Here is a 17,776-nt window from a genome sequence, read left to right as displayed (position 1 = left end):
GAATGCGGCTCAAGGCTTTCCTGCCAGCTCGGCTTCAGAGAGGAACTCAACGGGGTCACCGTCACGCTGGCGCCCGAGGAGTAGCCGCCCCGTTTCGACGGTTCCCTGCCTACAAGACGCTGCGTACCGTCGAAACTGCAGGGAACCGTCGAAACGGCCGGAAGCGGAGCTACGCCGGCGGATCGCTCACCAGGATCCGCACCGAGCACAGGTCCGCGGCGGCCTTCTTCAGGACCACGGCGCGCGGATCCGGAACATCCAGGAACGCCAGCCGAGCCAGGGCGGCGTACTGCTTCAGCACCGGCTCGGCCAGCACCAGCTCGGCCAGGGTCCTGTCACCGCCCGGCGCCACATACTCGATCCGGTGGTCCGCGAAAATTCTTGCGGCATGCCCCGCGACGGCCTCCACCAGGGCATCGGCCTGGTTCGCGCGGCGCCGGGCGAAGCGCTGCTGGGACCAGCCGCCGGCGGCCGTGCGGGACTGGACATGGCGGGTGCCGGTCTTGGACGCGAGCACAGCACCCCCGCTGACCACGGCCACGGAATAGCCGCCGCGGCGGAGCAGCACCGCACCGAGGCAGCGCGGCTGCGAGGCGAGGGCGGCGAGCCGGGACACGGCATCGCCGCCGCGGCCGGGACGGCCGTCCACCGGCCAGGGCGGCTGGAGCAGCGCGGCGGCGCCGTCCGCGGCACGCAGCCGCAGGCCGCCGTCGAGCTCCTCCTGGACCACCTCGCCGTGGCTCGCGGCGAACCGCTCCACCCACCCCGGGAGCCGCGCTCCGGAGACAAAGGCCAGCCGTAAGTCAGGGGATGCCATGGTGCGTGTCTCCAATGTTGGGCTGGCCGGTTGCCGGGGCCGGCGCCGGTGATCGGCACCGGACAACTACAAGTAGCCTATCTATGTGGATGATCTATTTGGCTCGGGGACGGACACCGACGAGGCCGACGACGGCGACGGCGGTGCCTCCGAAGCCGGCCGCGCCGGCCGCCCCGCCTCGCCGCGCAGCCCGCTGGCGGTCCGGATGCGGCCCCGCACCCTCGATGACGTGGTGGGGCAGCAGCATCTGCTGGGCGCGGGCTCCCCGCTGCGCCAGCTGGCCGCGGGCACGGACGCGACCGGCCCCGCAGGTCCGAGTTCGCTGATCCTCTGGGGGCCTCCCGGCACCGGTAAAACGACGCTGGCGCATGTGATCGCCAGGGGGCCGGGCCGGAAGTTCGTCGAGCTCTCGGCCATCACCGCCGGCGTCAAGGACGTCCGGCGTGTCATGGAGGAGGCCCTGACCGCCCGGGATCTGTTCAAGACCACCACGGTGCTCTTCCTGGACGAGATCCACCGCTTCAACAAGGCCCAGCAGGACGCCCTCCTGCCCGGCGTCGAGAACCGCTGGGTGGTGCTCGTGGCGGCGACCACGGAGAACCCGTCCTTCTCGGTGGTCTCCCCGCTGCTCTCCCGGTCCCTGCTGCTGACGCTCAGGCCGCTCACCGACGCCGACATCGAGGGCCTGCTGCTGCGGGCCGTCACGGACGTCCGGGGGCTGAACGGCAGGGTCGAACTCAGCGCCGAGGCCATGGCCCACCTCGTCCGGCTCTCCGGCGGGGACGCCCGCCGGGCGCTGACCGCGCTGGAAGCGGCCGCGGGCGTGGCCTTCGGGGACGCGGACGACGTTGCCGGCGGCGTCGACGCCGCCGCCGAAGAAACGGACGCAGAGGCCTCCTCCGATCCGGTAAAGATCGGCCTGAAGCACACCGAACGCGCGCTCGACGTCGCCGCCGTCCGCTACGACCGCGCCGGGGACCAGCATTACGACGTCGCCAGCGCGTTCATCAAATCGATCCGCGGCTCCGACGTCGACGCCGCGCTGCACTACCTCGCCCGGATGCTCGAGGCGGGGGAGGATCCGCGGTTCGTGGCGCGGCGCATCGTCATCTCGGCCGCCGAGGACATCGGCATGGCCGATCCCACGGCCCTGCAGACCGCGGTCGCGGCGGCGCAGGCCGTGCAGCTGATCGGCATGCCGGAGGGCCGGATCGTGCTGGCCGAGGCCGTGGTCCACCTGGCCACGGCCCCCAAATCCAATGCCGCTTACCTGGGCATCAACAAGGCGGTCGCCGACGTCCGCGCAGGCCTGGGCAACGGCGTCCCCGCCCATCTGCGCGACGCGCACTACCCGGGCTCCAAGCAGCTGGGCCACGGGCAGGGCTACAAATACGCCCACGACGCCCCGCACTCGGTGGCCGCCCAGCAGTACCCGCCGGACGACCTGGTGGGCCGCGACTACTACGAACCCACGGCCAACGGCGCGGAACGGGACATCGCCACCCGGCTGGAGCGTCTGCGGAAGATCATCCGCGGCACCTGACGGGACCGCCAGGGAATCCCTCTCTTGACATCCCCTCTTGACATCCCGTCTCTTGACATCCCGCACTTGACTTCCCCTCCGGGAAGGTTAATGTAGAAACATGTTCAGCATTGACCTGCTGGACGTGCGTGCGTTAAACGAGTGCGTCATGAGCGTGCGCTTTGGGGGACCACGGCACACCTTGCCGGATATTCCTATCCCAGCCCCAGGCCGGCGGCCGGCACATCATCAGCCTGGAGCCACGCCCAGCGCCCTCGTCCCGGATCCCAGGTAGTGTCCCATGTCCATAAATATCGTCACAGCTTTGGCCGTTAAGTCCTTCGATGCCCCGGACCGGAAGCGGTGCCCGGAGAAGGCCGAATTCGATCTTGTCAGCGTGAACGATTACTCCGTGGCCCGGCTCATTCTGGACCCGGGCTGGCGGTGGTCCCAGTGCCTCAAATCCTTCGACGGGACCGGCCTGTGCCAGCACCACCATCTGGGATTCTGCGTCTCCGGCGTGATGGAAGTTCTATCATCGGACGGACTGCGCTCCACGATCCAGGCCAACGACACGTACGCGATTCCTCCCGGCCACGATGAATGGGTAGTGGGGCCGGAATCGTTCGTGGCCGTTGAGTTCCTGGGCGCGGCGTCGCTCGGCAGGCGGGGCAGCCAAGGAGCGCACGCCAAAATCTGATAAGCTTGTCCGTTGTCTGGCAAGGCACGGACGCACAATCCACAAAATTCACTTTTGTTGAGGTTATGCCTTGTGCCCAGTAGCAAAAGGCAGCGGTTGGCCGATGCTCTCCATCGTGGAGGCCAGTAACACTGACACACCGCAGATATTGGAAGGACACAAGTGGCTAACAACACTCGTGCTCGCCGTACAGCACGCCTCTCGCGTGCACTCGGCATCGCTCTGACCCCCAAGGCCGCCAAGTACATGGAGCGCCGCCCGTACGGCCCCGGTGAGCATGGCCGTGCCCGCAAGAAGCAGGACTCCGACTACGCCGTACGTCTGCGCGAAAAGCAGCGTCTGCGCGCCCAGTACGGCATCCGCGAAGCCCAGATGACCCGTGCCTTCGAAGAAGCACGCCGCACCAAGGGCCTGACCGGTGAAAACCTGATCGAACTGCTCGAAATGCGTCTCGACGCCCTCGTGCTGCGTGCCGGCTTCGCCCGCACCATCGCCCAGGCCCGCCAGCTGGTTGTGCACCGCCACATCCTGGTTGACGGCATCCGAGTCGACCGCCCGTCTTTCCGCGTCGGTGAGGGCCAGCTGGTCCACGTCCACAGCCGCAGCGAAGTCATGCCCCCGTTCCAGGTTGCAGCAGCCGGCGCACACCGCGACGTCCTGCCGATGGTCCCGGCTTACCTGGACGTCAAGCTTGACGCCCTCCAGGCCCGCCTGGTCCGCCGCCCCAAGCGCACCGAGATCCCCGTGACCTGCGAAGAGCAGCTCGTCGTGGAATTCTACGCACGCTAGATCCAACCCGGATCAAACGCAGTACATACAACGAAGCCCGCGGCAAGCGCCGCGGGCTTCTTTGTATGTAAGGTACTTGGGGGAGTTCTCCGGATGCCGTCCGCGCCACCCGGAGTGATCTGCAGGAACACAGTGACCTGCAGGAACACGACGCAACAAGGAGATGAATGTCTATGTCTGGTGGCGATATTGCCGGCCTGATCGCGGCCGGGGTGTTTGCACTGCTGGTCCTGCTGCTCGCCGTGCCGATTTTGAAGCTCGGCGGAGTGCTTGACGAGGTGCGGACCTCCATCCGCTCGATCAGTGACGGCGCCACTCCGCTCATGGACGAAGTCACCGCCACCGTCTCCACCACCAACCAGCAGCTGAAGAAGGTCGACGGGATCGCCTCCAACGTCTCGGACGCTTCCGCCAACATTTCGGCGCTGTCCTCGCTTATGGCCGCCACCGTGGGGTCCCCGCTGATCAAGGTGGCTGCCTTCAGCTACGGCGTGCGCTCTGCCTTCACCGCCCGCAAGAAGCCCGCCACCGGCCGCCGCAGCCGCTAAGTCCAGCTGGAGAACCTGACATGAACAGAATCATCTGGATGGGAATCGGCGTCGCGATCGGCGTCATCGCCTTCCGCAAGATCACCCAGGCACAGTCGAACCTCGGCCCTGAGGGCCTGAACCGGGCCGTCGGACGGCTCGCCGACGGCCTGTTTGACTTCGCCGATGCCGTGCGGGAAGGCATGCAGGAGCGGGAAACCGAACTCCGCTCCGCCCTCGGCATAGACACAGGCATAGACACTGGTAAGGACACAGTCGTCAACAGCCAGGCTGCACTCCGGCGCCAGCCGGGGGAGAATTAGAAAGAGCGGCTTCCGCCAGGGGCGGTGGGCAGGGCAGCTCACAGTGCTGCTCGCACGGCCGCCAGGCCGCTACCAAAACCAATACCGGGACCCACACCCCGGAATCAAGCTTGTTCCGCGGACTACGCGCGTGGACAAAATACGCAGTGAATATTGAAGGGTATGTAATCAGCTCATGAAGTCGCAGGAGATCACCAAGCGCTGGATCGACTTTTTTGTCAGCAAGGGCCACACCGCGGTTCCTTCCGCCTCCCTGGTCTCCAGCGACGCTTCCCTGCTGTTCACGGTGGCCGGCATGGTCCCGTTCATCCCGTACCTGACCGCGCGTGAGGAGGCCCCCTACAAGCGGGCCACGAGCGTGCAGAAGTGCATCCGGACCGGCGACATCGAGGAAGTCGGCAAGACAGCCCGCCACGGCACCTTCTTCCAGATGTGCGGCAACTTCTCCTTCGGCGACTACTTCAAGGAAGACGCCATCAGGTTCGCCTGGGAACTGCTCACCACGAGCGTGGACGACGGCGGCTACGGCCTGGACCCCGAGCGGCTCTGGGTCACCGTCTACGAAGAGGACGACGAAGCCAAAGAGCTGTGGCTGAAGAACACCGGCGTCCCGGCCGGGCGGATCCAGCGGATGGGCAAGGCGGACAACTACTGGTCCACCGGCCAGCCCGGCCCTGCCGGTCCCTGCTCCGAGATCTACTACGACCGCGGACCGGCTTATGGCGTCGAGGGCGGGCCCATCGCCGATGAGACCCGGTACGTCGAAATCTGGAACCTCGTGTTCATGCAGTACCAGATCGACAACGTCCGCTCCAAGGTGGACTTCGACATCACCGGCGAACTGCCGATGAAGAACATCGACACAGGCCTCGGCATGGAGCGCCTCGCGATGATCCTGCAGGGCGTCGAGAACATGTACGAGACGGACCAGGTCCGCCCCGTGATCGACAAGGCCGCCGCCCTCTCCGGCCGCGAATACACCTCCGCCGAGACTCCCGAGGACCCGCACCACACCGACGACGTCAGGATGCGCGTCGTCGCCGACCACATCCGCTCCGCCCTCATGCTGATCGCCGACGGCGTCACCCCGACGAACGAGGGCCGCGGCTACGTGCTGCGCCGCCTGATCCGCCGCGCCGTGCGCTCCATGCGCCTGCTCGGCGTCGAAAAGGCCTGCCTCCCCGATCTCCTGCCCGCGTCCCGGGACGCCATGAAGGGCGTCTACCCCATCGTGGAGACGGACTTCGACCGCATCAGCCGGATCGCCTACGCCGAAGAGAAGGCCTTCCTGCGCACCATCGCCTCGGGCACGGCGCGGCTCGAAGACGCCGTGAAGGAGTCCAAGGCCGCCGGCAATCCGCTCTCCGGCGCCGACGCCTTCGCCCTGCACGACACCTACGGCTTCCCGATTGACCTCACCCTCGAAATGGCGGAGGAGGCCGGGCTCAAGGTCGACGAGCCCGAATTCCGCAAGCTCATGCTCGAACAGCGCCACCGCGCGCAGGCGGACGCCAAGGGCAAGAAGGGCGCGCACGCCGATCTCAGCGCCTTCCAGGAACTGCTCACCGCCGGTGAGACTGTCTTCACCGGCTACACCGATCTCGCCGGTGAGTCCAAGGTCCGCGGGATCCTGTCCGGCGGCCGGAAGGTCGCCCAGGCATCCACCGGCGAGGAAATCGAGCTTGTTCTTGCCGAGACCCCGTTCTACGCCGAGGCCGGCGGCCAGTCGGCGGACACCGGGCTGATCACCGGCGAGGGCTTCGTCGTCGAGGTCCTGGACGTCCAGCGCCCCATCAAGGGCCTGAGCGTGCACAAGGCGATCGTCCGCGAAGGTGAGATCGGCGCCGACTCGCAGGTCCTGGCCGCCGTGGACGCCGAACGCCGCCACGCCGCCGAGCAGGCCCACACCGGCACGCACATCGTGCACGCGGCCCTGCACCAGATCCTCGGCCCGGAAGCCCTGCAGCGCGGATCGTTCAACAAGGCCGGCTACCTCCGCTTCGACTTCGCCTGGGGCGAGGGCCTCAGCGCCGCCACCCGGTCCGAGATCGAGGAAGTCTCCAACATCGCCATCCGCAACAACTTCCGGGTGGAAACGAAGGTCATGGGCCTCGCCCAGGCCAAGGCCCTCGGCGCCATGGCGCTCTTCGGCGAGAACTACGGCAACGAGGTCCGCGTCGTGGAGATCGACGGCGCCTGGTCCCGGGAGCTCTGCGGCGGCACCCACGTCGGGAACACGGCCCTGATCGGCAGCCTGTCCCTGCTCGGGGACCAGTCCGTCGGGTCCGGAAACCGCCGCGTGGAGGCCTTCGTCGGGATGGACGCCTTCCGGCACCTGGCCGCCGAGCGCGCCCTCGTGACCGAGCTGACCGAAATGCTCAAGGTCCCGTCCGGGCTCCTCGCAGACCGGATCGCCACCACGCTGACCAAGCTCAAGACGGCCGAGAAGGAACTCGAGCGGCTGCGCAAGGCCCAGCTCACGGCCGCCGCCGCGCAGCTCGTCGGGACCGCCCGGGACGCCGCCGGGATCACGGTCATCGCGCACGACGCCGGCCAGGTCAGCGGCGCGGATGACCTCCGCGGCCTCGCCCTGGACCTGCGGACGCGCCTCGGCTCCGAGCCCGCCGCCGTCGCCGTCGCCGGTGTCAGCAACGACCGTCCGGTGATCCTCATCGCCACCAACGAAGCCGCCCGGACAGCCGGCGTGAAGGCGGGCGCCCTCGTGCGGCTCGCCGCCGGAGTCCTCGGCGGCGGCGGCGGCGGCAAGGACGACGTCGCCCAGGGCGGCGGCACGGACGCCGCCCAGGTCGGCGCTGCCCTGGCCGCCGTCGTGGATGCCATCACCCGGCGATAACGGGAAACGACGTGACTGAAGCTGCTGAGCCCGGCGTCTACCCCCAGGGCGTGAAACTGGGGGTGGACGTCGGCACCGTCCGGGTCGGCGTGGCGGTTTGTGACCGCGACTCCATCCTGGCGACCCCGCTGCGGACCCTGGACCGGAACGCGAAGAAGAACACCGACGTGCGCATCCTGGCGGCCCTGGCCGTGGAGCTGGGTGCCGTGGAGATCTTCGTGGGCCTGCCGCGGACGATGAAGGGCGAGGAGCATGCTTCGGCCCGGATGGCAACGGACTACGCCACGTTGCTGGCCGGTATGCTCCGGGACAGCGGGTCCGGGGTGCCGGTGCGCCTCGTGGATGAGCGGCTGAGCACCGTGACGGCCCACCGCAATCTCCGCGAAGCTGGCATGAGCAGCCGGGATCACCGTAAAGTGGTTGATCAGGTTGCGGCCGCAGGTATCCTGCAGCACGCGATCGATATGCAAAAGGCCAGGGGAACGGAGATCGGAAGCCGCGTTTACGCGGAGTCCGCTCCGGGGCCGGCCGGTAACAGTGCCGACGAAGCGGCAGAACGCCAGCAGCACAACCGCGATCAGCACAACCGCGATCAGCACAACACGGAAGGCCACAGTGAGCCCGGTCAACAGTGACGACACCGCAGGTGTCGCTTCCGGCGGTGCCGACCGGCCGCTGACGCGCAAGGAGCTCAGGGCCCGGGAGAAGTTCCTGGCGACCCAGGGTCACAACCTGATCCCGCCGCAGGCTTTCGAGACCGGCGAACGCACGCCGACGGCGGCAGTGCCGGCGGCACCAGCCGAAGTCCGCCCAACAGAAACTCAGCCGGCGGAAACTCAGCCGGCGGAAACGCCGGAAGCCGTCCAGCCGGAAGTGCCGGCGGCTTCCGCGCCGCTCCCGCCGGCCGACACTCCGGAGCTGCCGGAGGCAGCCCCCACCGTCCATGAAGAGTCCGTCCAGGACGAGCCCGTCCAGGAAGCCGCTGTGCAGGAAGCCGCTGTGCAGGAAGCCGCTGTGCAGGAAGCCGCTGTGCAGGAGTTCGCGGGCGGGATCCCCCACGCGGACGGGCAGCATCATCCGCCGGTACCGGAGCACGGCTATGAAGCCCATCATGAGGCTGAATTCCACGACGGCTACGCTGCCCACCCGGATGATGAGGCCGGCCACGCCTACGGCGCCGCAGACCTGCACGCCGCAGCTAGGCACGCCGCAGACCTGCACGACACAGACGAAAACGACTATCCGGCCGGGCCCGGCCATGAACTGACAGGAGCCGCGAGCATCCGCACCGCCAAGGGCCCGTCCAAGAAGGTCCGGCGCCGCCGTCGTTTCCTGGCCCTGGTGCTGACGCTGACGGTGTTCGTGGTCGCGGTCGTCGTCGGCGCGCAGTTCCTCAAACCGCTCCTCGGAAGCGACACCGCCGCCGACTTCCCCGGACCGGGCACAGGCCAGGTGACGATCACCGTGCCTGAAGGCGCCGGTCCCAAGTCCGTCGCCACGGAACTCCAGGCCAAGAAGGTCGTCGCGAACGCCGATACCTTCCTCAAGGCCTTCACGGCCTCCGGCGGGGCGCTGAGCCCCGGTGACTTCACCATGCGCCTGGAGATGAAGAGCTCCGACGCCGTGGATGTGCTGCTGAACAAGGACAAGGGCAAGGTCATGTACTTCGCCCTGAGTGCCGGGTTGAGAATCAGCGAATCCCTGCAGGCAATTTCCGAGGGCACCGGGATCCCCGCGGCCCAGCTCAAGGCCCTCAGCGATGCGCCGGCACAGTTCGGCGTCCAGGCCAGGGCCAAGAACCTCGAGGGCTTCCTCGCCCCCGGCGAATTCCGCTTCCCGCTGGGCACCTCCGGCAAGGACATCCTGCAGAAGCTCGTGACCTCTACCCTGGACGAGCTCAAGGCACAGGGCGTCACGGATCCGGCCAAGCAGTACGACGCCATCACCGTCGCCAGCATCGTCCAGGCCGAAGGCGGCCAGGCGGAATACGGTGACGTCGCGGGGGCGATCTACAACCGGCTCAAGCCGGGCAACACAGAGACGAACGGGCTGATCCAGTCCGACGCCACGGTCACCTACGGGCTCGGCATCAGGAGCTTCCACATCGACGAGGTCCAGAAGGTCGACAAGTCCAACCCCTACAACACCTACGCCAACACCGGCCTGCCGGCCGGGCCGATCGGATCGCCCGGGAAGACGGCCATCGACGCCGCCGCGAAGCCCAAGGCCAACGACTACCTGTACTGGGTGACCATCAACCTCGACACCAAGGAGACGAAGTTCTCCAAGACGCTGGCGGAGCACAACACCTACGTGGCCAAGTACAACGACTGGTGCGCGGCAAACCCGGGACGCTGCGTATGACGCTGCGGGCTGCCGTACTCGGACACCCCATCGGCCATTCGAAGTCCCCGGCCCTGCACCGGGCCGCGTACGCCTACCTCGGCGTGGAGCTTGCCTACTCGGCCATTGACGTGACCGAGGAGCAGCTGCCGGACTTCATGGCCACCGTGCGGGACGAAGTACGGAAAGATGGAGGCTGGCGCGGATTGTCGGTGACCATGCCGCTGAAGTCCGCCATGGTCCGGGAAATGGACGAGGTCCGCGGTGTGGCGCGCACCCTGGGCGTCGTCAACACTGTCGCTTTTGAGCGCGGCGATTCCGGATCCGGCCCGTCCGGAGAAAACAGCGCCTCCACCCGCCTCATCGGGTACAACACCGACGTCGCCGGCATCGTCAACGCCCTCCGGCACGCGGGCGCGGCAGCCGCGCCCACCGCCGTCGTGCTGGGCGGCGGCGGGACGGCGGCCGCCGCCCTCGCTGCCCTGAAGGAGCTGGGCGCACCGGGCGCTGACGTGTTCGTGCGCGATGTCAGCCGCGCCGCCGAAGCCCGCGCCGCCGCCGCTGCCCTCGGGCTCCCCGTGCAGGTGCTCCCGATCGCCGCCGCGGCCGCCGCCGTCGCCGCGGCCGACGTCGTCATCTCCACCCTGCCGCCCCGCGCCGCCGACCGGCTTGCCGCCGAGGTGCAGCGGGAACTGCAGCGGGAATCCGCCCGCGGAACCGCCTCCGGACCGGCCCCCGGAAAACCGGGCGTGCTGCTGGATGTGGCCTACGATCCGTGGCCCAGCCGGATCGCCTCCGTCTGGCGGGACGCCGGCGGCAACGTTGTTCCCGGCCTGGAAATGCTGATCTACCAGGCGGTGGAACAGGTCCGCCACTTCACCGGCCTGGGCGGGGCGGTTCCGGCCGAAGTCACAGATGTGATGTGTGACGCAGTCGGGGCCCCTCGACGCATGGTGTAAGTGCCGGACATGGCAGGATGGAATTTATGTTGCGTTGGTTGACTGCCGGAGAATCCCATGGTCCGGCACTGGTCGGAATAATTGAAGGCGTGCCCGCCGGTGTCGAGCTCACCGGCGCCCTGATCGCGGAGGCGCTGGCCCGCCGGCGGCTCGGCTACGGCCGCGGCGCACGGATGAAATTTGAACAGGACGTGGTCACGATCCTCGGCGGCGTCCGCCACGGACTGACCCAGGGCGGCCCCGTTGCCATCCAGATCGGCAACACCGAATGGCCCAAGTGGGAGCAGATCATGTCTGCCGATCCCGTGGCCCCCGAAATCCTGGCCGACCAGGCGCGGAACGCCCCGCTGACCCGGCCCCGGCCCGGGCACGCCGATTTCACCGGCATGCAGAAGTACGGCTTCGACGAGGCCCGGCCCGTCCTGGAGCGTGCCAGCGCACGCGAGACCGCCACCCGGGTGGCGCTCGGCACCGTCGCCGCCGCGTTCCTGAAGCAGCTCGGCATCGAGCTCGTTTCCCACACCGTCTCCATCGCCAGCGTCGCCGTTCCGGAAGGCCGGCCGCTGCCGGTCCCTGACAACGTCCTGGCCCTCGACTCCGACCCGCTGCGCTGCTTCGACCGCGAGACCTCCGACGCCATGGTGGCCGAGGTCGACGTCGCGCACAAGGAAGGCGAAACCCTCGGCGGCGTCGTCGAGGTCCTCGCCTACGGCCTGCCGCCGGGACTGGGCAGCTACGTCCACTGGGACCGGCGCCTCGATTCGCGCCTGGCCGCGGCCCTGATGGGCATCCAGGCGATCAAGGGCGTGGAGGTCGGCGACGGCTTCCTCACCGCGGCCCGCCGCGGCTCCGCCGCGCATGACGAGATCGTCAAGGACGAAAGCGGCAGGATCATCCGCACCAGCAACCGCGCCGGCGGCATCGAAGGGGGCATGAGCATCGGCGACGTGCTGCGCGTCCGTGCGGCCATGAAGCCGATCGCCACCGTGCCCCGCGCCCTGAAGACCATCGACGTCAGCACGGGGGAGGCCGCCAAGGCCCACCACCAGCGCTCGGACGTCTGTGCCGTCCCCGCCGCCGGCGTCGTGGCCGAAGCCATGGTGGCCCTGGTCCTCGCCGAAGCGGTCACGGAAAAGTTCGGCGGCGATTCCGTGCAGGAAACCGCCCGCAACATCAAGGGTTACCTGGACAACATTCCGGCGTCCCTGGACTCGATCGGCCACTAGTGCCGGGCAGGAACAATCCCGGGACCGGTCGGCGCCCCGCCGGGACCAGTCGGCGCGCGCCCGCTACCGGACCGATCGTCCTGATCGGGCCGATGGCCGTGGGCAAGTCCGCGATAGGGCAGCAGCTCGCCCAGCACCTGGCGGCACCCTTCGTGGACACCGACGTCGCGATTGTCGCCAGCCATGGCACCATTGCGGACATCTTCGCGGGCCGGGGCGAGCACGCCTTCCGCGAGATCGAAGCGCGGACCGTGGCCGAGGCCATCGAAGCGGCGGAAGGCAGCAATACCGTGATCTCGCTCGGCGGCGGGGCCGTGCTGGACTCCGGCACGCAGCAGTTGCTCGGCCGCTGCACCGTGGTCTATCTGGAATGCGACGCGGACACCGTCTCCGAACGCATCGCCAAGAACTCCGGCCGTCCGCTGTTGGCCGGCGACGCCATGGGGCGCTGGCGGACGCTCTTCGCCACCCGGCAGCCGGTGTACGAACGGCTCGCCGACCTGGTTCTCGATGTCCGGCGCGGATCCGTGCCGGACCTGGCTCACCGGCTGGAAGATGCGCTGGAGGAGTATGCCGCCGCGAAGACCGCGGCGGGGCGCACGCCAGCGGCGACAAAGGAAGTTGAAAAGTGAGTACCGAATCAACCGTCATCAAGGTCACCGGGCAGACCCCCGGTGAGAACTACGACGTCGTCGTGGGCCGCGGACTGCTGGCAGGCCTGCCCGCGCTGCTGGGCGAGCGCGTCAAGCGCGTCCTCGTCATCCACCCGCGTGCGCTCCGGCTCACCGGCGACACCGTCCGTGAGGAGCTGGCCGCGGCCGGCTTCACCGCGCTCACCGCCGAGATCCCGGACGCCGAAGAAGGCAAGCACATCGAGGTGGCGTCCTTCTGCTGGCAGGTGCTGGGACAAAACGACTTCACCCGCTCGGACGCCGTCGTCGCCGTGGGCGGCGGAGCCGTGACCGACCTCGCCGGCTTCGTCGCGGCGACCTGGCTGCGCGGCGTCAAGGTCATCCACCTGCCCACGAGCCTGCTTGGCATGGTGGACGCCGCCGTCGGCGGCAAGACCGGTATCAACACCGCCGAAGGCAAAAATCTCGTCGGGGCCTTCCACCCGCCCGCCGGCGTCCTGGTGGACCTGGACACGCTGGACACGCTGCCGAAGAACGAGATCATCTCCGGCATGGCCGAGGTCATCAAGTGCGGCTTCATCGCCGATCCGGCCATCCTCGAACTGGTCGAAAAGGATCCCGCGGCCGTGTCCGATCCCCGTTCCGTCGTGCTGCGGGAACTGATCGAGCGCGCCATCTCCGTCAAGGCCAAGGTCGTCTCCGAGGACCTCAAGGAAGCCGGCCAGCGCGAGATCCTCAACTACGGCCACACGCTGGGGCACGCCATCGAGCTCGCCGAGCGCTACTCCTGGCGCCACGGCGCCGCCGTCTCGGTCGGCATGATGTTCGCCGCGGAACTGTCCCGCAGCGTCGGGCGCCTCAGCGACGCCGACGCCGACCGGCACCGCAGCATCCTGGAGAGCCTGGGGCTTCCCGTCACCTACCGGCGGGACCGCTGGCAGGCCCTGCTGGACGGCATGCGCCGGGACAAGAAGTCACGCGGTGACCTGCTGCGCTTCGTGGTGCTCGACGGCGTCGGGCGCCCCGGTATCCTCGACGTCCCGGACACCTCCCTGCTGTTCGCGGCGTACCAGGAGATAGCCTCCTGATGGCCACCGTCACAGGCGGGACCAGCGATTGGCCTGATGCCGGGTTCCCCGGGATCAAGGTCAACCCGGACAGCCTGATGCCGCAGATCGTCAACGAGGAGGCCTGCGCCGCGGCGCTGGAAGCCTCGACGGATCCGGCGGACCTGATCTTCGTGCGCCTCGTCCAGGGCCACGCGGCGGAAGCCGCGGAACTGCTGGCCGAGGCCCGGTACACCAACCCCGGTTCGCTCCGGCTGCGGATCTTCGAGGCGGACGTGCTGCGGGTCTCCAACCGGTTCGACCGCGCCGTGGAGCTGTTCCGGCAACTGCTGGCCGAGACGCGCGGCACCCCGGACGAGGCGTCAATCCGCCAGCAGCTGGGCCGGTCCTACTTTGCCGGCGGCAACCTCGCGGCCGCCGTCGAATCCTTCGCCAAGGCCCTCGATCTCCGGGTGGCCGGCTCCGCCGACGCGGCGCTGATCTACGCCTCCACGGTGGCGCTGCAGCGCGCCAGGGACGTGCTGGACCGGGCTTCCTAAGCGGAAGCCCGGGCCCCGTCAGGCAGCGGTCCGCCGGAACCGGTAGAGTAGGTCTTGGATTTTTGATAAATAGGCGCTGGCGGGCCGCATGGCATGCCTGCCTGGCATAAACGGCTGGCAGCTAGAACCCGTCAGAAAAGAAACCAGAGGATACAGTGGCAACCACTAACGACATCAAGAACGGAACCGTCCTCAAGCTTGAGGGCCAGCTCTGGAACATCATTGAGTTCCAGCACGTCAAGCCCGGCAAGGGCGGCGCGTTTGTGCGCACCAAGATGCGCAACGTGATGTCCGGCAAGGTCGTCGACAAGACCTTCAACGCCGGACTCAAGATCGAGACCGCCACGGTTGACCGCCGCGACTACCAGTACCTGTACCAGGACGGCGCGGACTTCGTGTTCATGGACACACAGGACTTCGACCAGCTCACCGTTCCCGGTCCCACCGTCGGTGACGCCACCAACTTCATGCTCGAAAACCAGATGGTCAACATCGCCATCCACGAGGGCAACCCGCTCTACATCGAGCTGCCGCCGAGCGTCGTGCTCGAGATCACCTACACGGAGCCGGGCCTGCAGGGCGACCGCTCCTCGGCCGGCACCAAGCCCGCCACGCTCGAGACCGGCTACGAGATCCAGGTTCCCCTGTTCGTCGAGAACAACACCAAGGTCAAGGTCGACACCCGCGACGGCAGCTACCTTGGCAGGGTCAACGACTAGTGAGTGCACGCGGTAAGGCCCGTAACCGGGCCCTGGATGTTCTCTTCGAGGCGGAGCAGCGTTCCGTCCCGGCGTTCGACGTGTTGCGGTCCCGCCGCGAGCAGACGGACCAGATCGTCAACCCCTACACCCTCGAAATCGTCGAGGGCGTGGTGTCCCACCAGGTGGCCATCGACGAGTTCCTCGAAACGTACTCGCAGGGCTGGACCCTCGAGCGCATGCCGTCGGTGGACCGGATCATCCTCCGGATCGGCACCTGGGAACTGCTCTACAACGACGACGTCCCGGACGGTGTCGCCGTCAGCGAGGCCGTGGCCCTGGCCAAGACGCTCTCCACGGACGAGTCGCCGTCGTTCATCAACGGCCTGCTGGGCCGCCTGCAGCAGCTGAAGCCTTCACTGCTCGCCTGAATCAGGCAAGAGGAAACCCCGTCCGGCGCACCCCGGACGGGGTTCTTTTTTGTCCGGAGCTCCCTTGCCCGGTCCATTCCGCTAGCGGAGGACGGCGGCGCGGAGGGCGACGACGTCGGCCAGCTGCCGCTGTTCCTCGAGCTGGTGTGCCGGCACGTCCCGGCCGCTGAGGATCCGCTGCCGGGTAAAGGCAAGGTGGGTGGCGGCGTGCAGGAAGGCCTTCATCTGCGGACCCCGGCCGATGGACGTGGCCCAGCGCAGGGCCGCACGCCGGCCGGCCCCGGTGGACAGCATCTCCACCTCCGCGGACGTGAACCAGCCGGCCGCCGCGTATTCCTTGGGCCGCTGGCGGGTGAGCCTCCGCTCCGCCACCCGCAGCAGCACAATGACCACGACCGCCAGCAGGAAGATCGGCACCTGGACCAGGATGTACTGGGCCAGGAAGTCCTGTCCCATGCTGTTCCACCCGCTGTGCAGCAGCATCGCGGGGATCAGCCCCACGGCGAACGCGGCCACGGACAGCCCGGTGTGCCAGCGCCGCGCGGCGAAGCCCATGATGAGGCCGGTGGTCCCGGTGAAGATGGCGTGGGCGAAGGGCGACATGACACCGCGCAGGAAGAGGACCACCGCGAGATCGGTGCCGGGGTCGGACGATTCGGCGATGGCCCGGCCGAAGTACAGGATGTTCTCGGTGAACGCGAAGCCGCCGGCGATCGTGAAGGCAAACACGACGCCGTCGACCGGGCCGTCGAAGTGCCTGCGGGCGAAGAGCAGGAGCAGCAGCAGGCCCAGCGACTTGGCGAACTCCTCGACCACCGGCGCCTGTACGGTGGCAGCGAAGGTCCGGTAGTCCAGGCCGGACGCCGGGCCGGCGGCGAGCGAGAAGTACGGCTCGATCAGCAGGGTGACCGAGATGGAGACCAGGGCGCCCCAGACGAAGGCGAAGAGCAGCAGCCGTTTGGGCTCGGGCTCCCAGCGGTCGATCACGCGCACGGCGAGCAGGACCGCGCCCAGCGGCAGCAGCGACGCGACAAAGCCGATGACGAAGCCCGCGATACCGGTGTTGCCGAGGACAAAGGGCAGGACCGCGAACAGGCTCAGGAAGCCGAGTATCCCGCCGCCCGCAACCAGCCCCACCGCGCCGGTGGAGCGGCGGCTGCTGCTCGCGGCCGGAACGGCGGGAGGCAGGCCGGCCCGGAGCTGGCCTGCGTAGTTCGCCGGTGCCGGCCGGTAATGCTGTTCCGGGACGTGCCCCATCCAGCTGGGGTTGGCCTGTTGCGGCAACGGCGGGTGGCCACCGGACCGCGGATCGTGGCTCGTCATGCACAAGAGCCTAGCCGGACGTTCCGCGGTATCGGAGGTGAGACTTCCAAACGTGCTGGTGGGGTCTGGGCGTATGGCCAGACTCGAGACGAGGTCCTGGTCAACGCCCGTGATGCCCGTGACGCCAGGAGCGTTTCGGGCCGCAAAACCGACGTGTCGCCGCTGCCGCCTGGGTGGCCGGTCTGGGCGCCCACGGCGGCCCTCCTTCGTGCCCCCGCCGATCCGTGAGCTGCGGGACCTAACCCGGCGAGGACCTACTATTCCGCCAAGTACCGGCGCGTCACTGCCCGGCGGGGACCGTCCAAGGCACTCGTCGCCGTCGAACACGCCATGCTCACCGCAGCCTGGCATATGCTCACCCCGGGCGAACCCAGCCGGGACCCCGGAGCCGGCTACTCATCCGGCAGGCACCGGCGAAAACCAAAGCCCGCGCGATCGGACAGTTCGAATCCCTGGGCTACCAGGTGACTCTCAAGCCTCTGCAACAGAAAGGATAACGACAGCTAAAACGCCAACCCCCCGATACATCGTTGATGAGAGTCCCCGTCATCGAGACACTGTCACCGCAATTTTCGCGTCAGGCGTTGTCCGAGGCCGTGAGAACAGGCATTCCGGGATGGGGTCCTCGAGGGGCGTGGGCCGGCCCGGGTCGTCCGTGTCTGCGGCCGGGATTTGGTGCCAGTCCGTGAATGAGTGCCAGTCCGGGAAGGGGTCCGGGGGCAGTTCCGGTCCCGGGTCTGCGGGCAGGCATTGGTCCGGGCCTGTGTCCGTGGTCTGGAGGTGGTGTGGCCAGTGGGGTGGTTCCCAGTCCTGGTGCTCGCTGGGGTAGTGCCGTCTTGACGGAGAGGTCCATCCTGGTGGGTTGTCCTTGCTGGCGCCGGTTGGTTTCCAGGAGGAGTTGTGTTTAAGGCGGTGGTGCCTGGGGCAGGGCTGGCCCAGGTTGGAGATGCCGGTGTTGCCGCCGTCGGCCCAGGCCAGGAGGTGGTCTGCTTCGTTGTCCAGGGAGTGGTTGCTGCAGCCGGGGAA

The 17,776-nt window shown here is 68.2% G+C and carries 18 protein-coding genes and 1 pseudogene; 16 read left to right on the top strand and 3 right to left on the bottom strand.

Annotated features, from left to right (window positions below; translation table 11 throughout):
• Positions 1-169: 169 nt before the first annotated feature.
• Complete coding sequence (locus J9611_RS11335) at positions 170-817, bottom strand: acVLRF1 family peptidyl-tRNA hydrolase (protein ID WP_211880220.1); 648 nt, start codon at positions 815-817, stop codon at positions 170-172.
• Between the two features lie 85 nt (positions 818-902).
• Between J9611_RS11335 and J9611_RS11330 the strand changes: the two genes are divergently transcribed.
• The 15 genes from J9611_RS11330 to nusB all read left to right on the top strand — a co-directional run bounded on the left by J9611_RS11330 (position 903) and on the right by nusB (position 15,427).
• Positions 903-2,360: a replication-associated recombination protein A gene (locus J9611_RS11330; RefSeq protein ID WP_211880218.1), complete on the top strand. Its 1,458-nt coding sequence runs from the start codon at positions 903-905 to the stop codon at positions 2,358-2,360.
• Positions 2,361-2,640: 280 nt separating this feature from the next.
• Positions 2,641-3,039 (top strand): cupin domain-containing protein, encoded by a 399-nt coding sequence (locus tag J9611_RS11325; protein ID WP_211880217.1) that lies wholly within the window; start codon positions 2,641-2,643, stop codon positions 3,037-3,039.
• Between the two features lie 162 nt (positions 3,040-3,201).
• Entirely contained in the window at positions 3,202-3,828 is a 627-nt protein-coding gene (rpsD, locus tag J9611_RS11320) for a 30S ribosomal protein S4 (RefSeq protein ID WP_211880215.1), read from the top strand.
• A 173-nt stretch (positions 3,829-4,001) separates the two neighbouring features.
• A complete protein-coding gene (locus J9611_RS11315) occupies positions 4,002-4,376 on the top strand; it encodes a DUF948 domain-containing protein (protein WP_211880222.1) in 375 nt (124 codons plus the stop codon).
• Positions 4,377-4,396: 20 nt separating this feature from the next.
• On the top strand, positions 4,397-4,678 hold the full coding sequence (locus J9611_RS11310; protein ID WP_281414557.1) for a DUF6167 family protein: 282 nt from the start codon (positions 4,397-4,399) through the stop codon (positions 4,676-4,678).
• 175 nt (positions 4,679-4,853) lie between these two features.
• Complete coding sequence (gene alaS / locus J9611_RS11305; protein ID WP_211880213.1) at positions 4,854-7,532, top strand: alanine--tRNA ligase; 2,679 nt, start codon at positions 4,854-4,856, stop codon at positions 7,530-7,532.
• An 11-nt stretch (positions 7,533-7,543) separates the two neighbouring features.
• Entirely contained in the window at positions 7,544-8,167 is a 624-nt protein-coding gene (gene ruvX / locus J9611_RS11300; RefSeq protein ID WP_211880211.1) for a Holliday junction resolvase RuvX, read from the top strand.
• Positions 8,148-9,896, top strand: a complete 1,749-nt coding sequence (gene mltG / locus J9611_RS11295; protein ID WP_211880209.1) for an endolytic transglycosylase MltG — start codon at positions 8,148-8,150, stop codon at positions 9,894-9,896. The genes ruvX and mltG overlap by 20 nt, the downstream gene beginning before the upstream one ends.
• Positions 9,893-10,834, top strand: a complete 942-nt coding sequence (locus J9611_RS11290) for a shikimate dehydrogenase family protein (RefSeq protein ID WP_211880208.1) — start codon at positions 9,893-9,895, stop codon at positions 10,832-10,834. The genes mltG and J9611_RS11290 overlap by 4 nt, the downstream gene beginning before the upstream one ends.
• Before the next feature lie 26 nt (positions 10,835-10,860).
• Complete coding sequence (gene aroC, locus J9611_RS11285) at positions 10,861-12,060, top strand: chorismate synthase (protein ID WP_211880206.1); 1,200 nt, start codon at positions 10,861-10,863, stop codon at positions 12,058-12,060.
• A 74-nt stretch (positions 12,061-12,134) separates the two neighbouring features.
• Positions 12,135-12,692 (top strand): shikimate kinase, encoded by a 558-nt coding sequence (locus tag J9611_RS11280; RefSeq protein ID WP_372447782.1) that lies wholly within the window; start codon positions 12,135-12,137, stop codon positions 12,690-12,692.
• On the top strand, positions 12,689-13,780 hold the full coding sequence (gene aroB / locus J9611_RS11275) for a 3-dehydroquinate synthase (protein ID WP_211880202.1): 1,092 nt from the start codon (positions 12,689-12,691) through the stop codon (positions 13,778-13,780). The genes J9611_RS11280 and aroB overlap by 4 nt, the downstream gene beginning before the upstream one ends.
• On the top strand, positions 13,780-14,298 hold the full coding sequence (locus J9611_RS11270; RefSeq protein WP_211880200.1) for a tetratricopeptide repeat protein: 519 nt from the start codon (positions 13,780-13,782) through the stop codon (positions 14,296-14,298). Before aroB ends, J9611_RS11270 begins: the two co-directional genes overlap by 1 nt.
• A 155-nt stretch (positions 14,299-14,453) precedes the next feature.
• A complete protein-coding gene (gene efp, locus J9611_RS11265; RefSeq protein WP_136322650.1) occupies positions 14,454-15,017 on the top strand; it encodes an elongation factor P in 564 nt (187 codons plus the stop codon).
• Entirely contained in the window at positions 15,017-15,427 is a 411-nt protein-coding gene (gene nusB, locus J9611_RS11260; RefSeq protein ID WP_211880198.1) for a transcription antitermination factor NusB, read from the top strand. Before efp ends, nusB begins: the two co-directional genes overlap by 1 nt.
• Before the next feature lie 81 nt (positions 15,428-15,508).
• Here the strand turns inward: nusB and J9611_RS11255 are convergent, their stop codons facing one another.
• The gene (locus J9611_RS11255) at positions 15,509-16,750 is read right to left on the bottom strand and encodes a PrsW family intramembrane metalloprotease (RefSeq protein WP_211880196.1); all 1,242 of its coding nucleotides are present in this window, start codon (positions 16,748-16,750) and stop codon (positions 15,509-15,511) included.
• 252 nt (positions 16,751-17,002) lie between these two features.
• Between J9611_RS11255 and J9611_RS21855 the strand changes: the two are divergent.
• Positions 17,003-17,247, top strand: a pseudogene (locus J9611_RS21855) (IS110 family transposase); the annotation flags it as partial.
• A 49-nt stretch (positions 17,248-17,296) separates the two neighbouring features.
• Here J9611_RS21855 and J9611_RS21850 read toward each other — a convergent pair.
• Positions 17,297-17,776: HNH endonuclease signature motif containing protein (locus J9611_RS21850; RefSeq protein WP_246527673.1), on the bottom strand; the 480-nt coding region annotated here is incomplete at its 5' end.

The organism is Pseudarthrobacter albicanus, assembly GCF_018224015.1.
Lineage (GTDB): Bacteria > Actinomycetota > Actinomycetes > Actinomycetales > Micrococcaceae > Arthrobacter > Arthrobacter albicanus.
The sequence above is the reverse complement of the archived record's forward strand: the minus strand, read 5'-3'. Positions and strand labels throughout refer to the sequence as shown.

What these genes read in the sequence shown, in the direction of transcription:
- J9611_RS11335 (WP_211880220.1), bottom strand. Translation starts at nt 817, where the DNA reads ATGGCATCCCCTGACTTACGGCTGGCCTTTGTCTCCGGAGCGCGGCTC.
- J9611_RS11325 (WP_211880217.1), top strand. Translation starts at nt 2,641, where the DNA reads ATGTCCATAAATATCGTCACAGCTTTGGCCGTTAAGTCCTTCGATGCC.
- J9611_RS11315 (WP_211880222.1), top strand. Translation starts at nt 4,002, where the DNA reads ATGTCTGGTGGCGATATTGCCGGCCTGATCGCGGCCGGGGTGTTTGCA.
- J9611_RS11310 (WP_281414557.1), top strand. Translation starts at nt 4,397, where the DNA reads ATGAACAGAATCATCTGGATGGGAATCGGCGTCGCGATCGGCGTCATC.
- alaS (WP_211880213.1), top strand. Translation starts at nt 4,854, where the DNA reads ATGAAGTCGCAGGAGATCACCAAGCGCTGGATCGACTTTTTTGTCAGC.
- J9611_RS11290 (WP_211880208.1), top strand. Translation starts at nt 9,893, where the DNA reads ATGACGCTGCGGGCTGCCGTACTCGGACACCCCATCGGCCATTCGAAG.
- aroC (WP_211880206.1), top strand. Translation starts at nt 10,861, where the DNA reads ATGTTGCGTTGGTTGACTGCCGGAGAATCCCATGGTCCGGCACTGGTC.
- J9611_RS11270 (WP_211880200.1), top strand. Translation starts at nt 13,780, where the DNA reads ATGGCCACCGTCACAGGCGGGACCAGCGATTGGCCTGATGCCGGGTTC.
- J9611_RS11255 (WP_211880196.1), bottom strand. Translation starts at nt 16,750, where the DNA reads ATGACGAGCCACGATCCGCGGTCCGGTGGCCACCCGCCGTTGCCGCAA.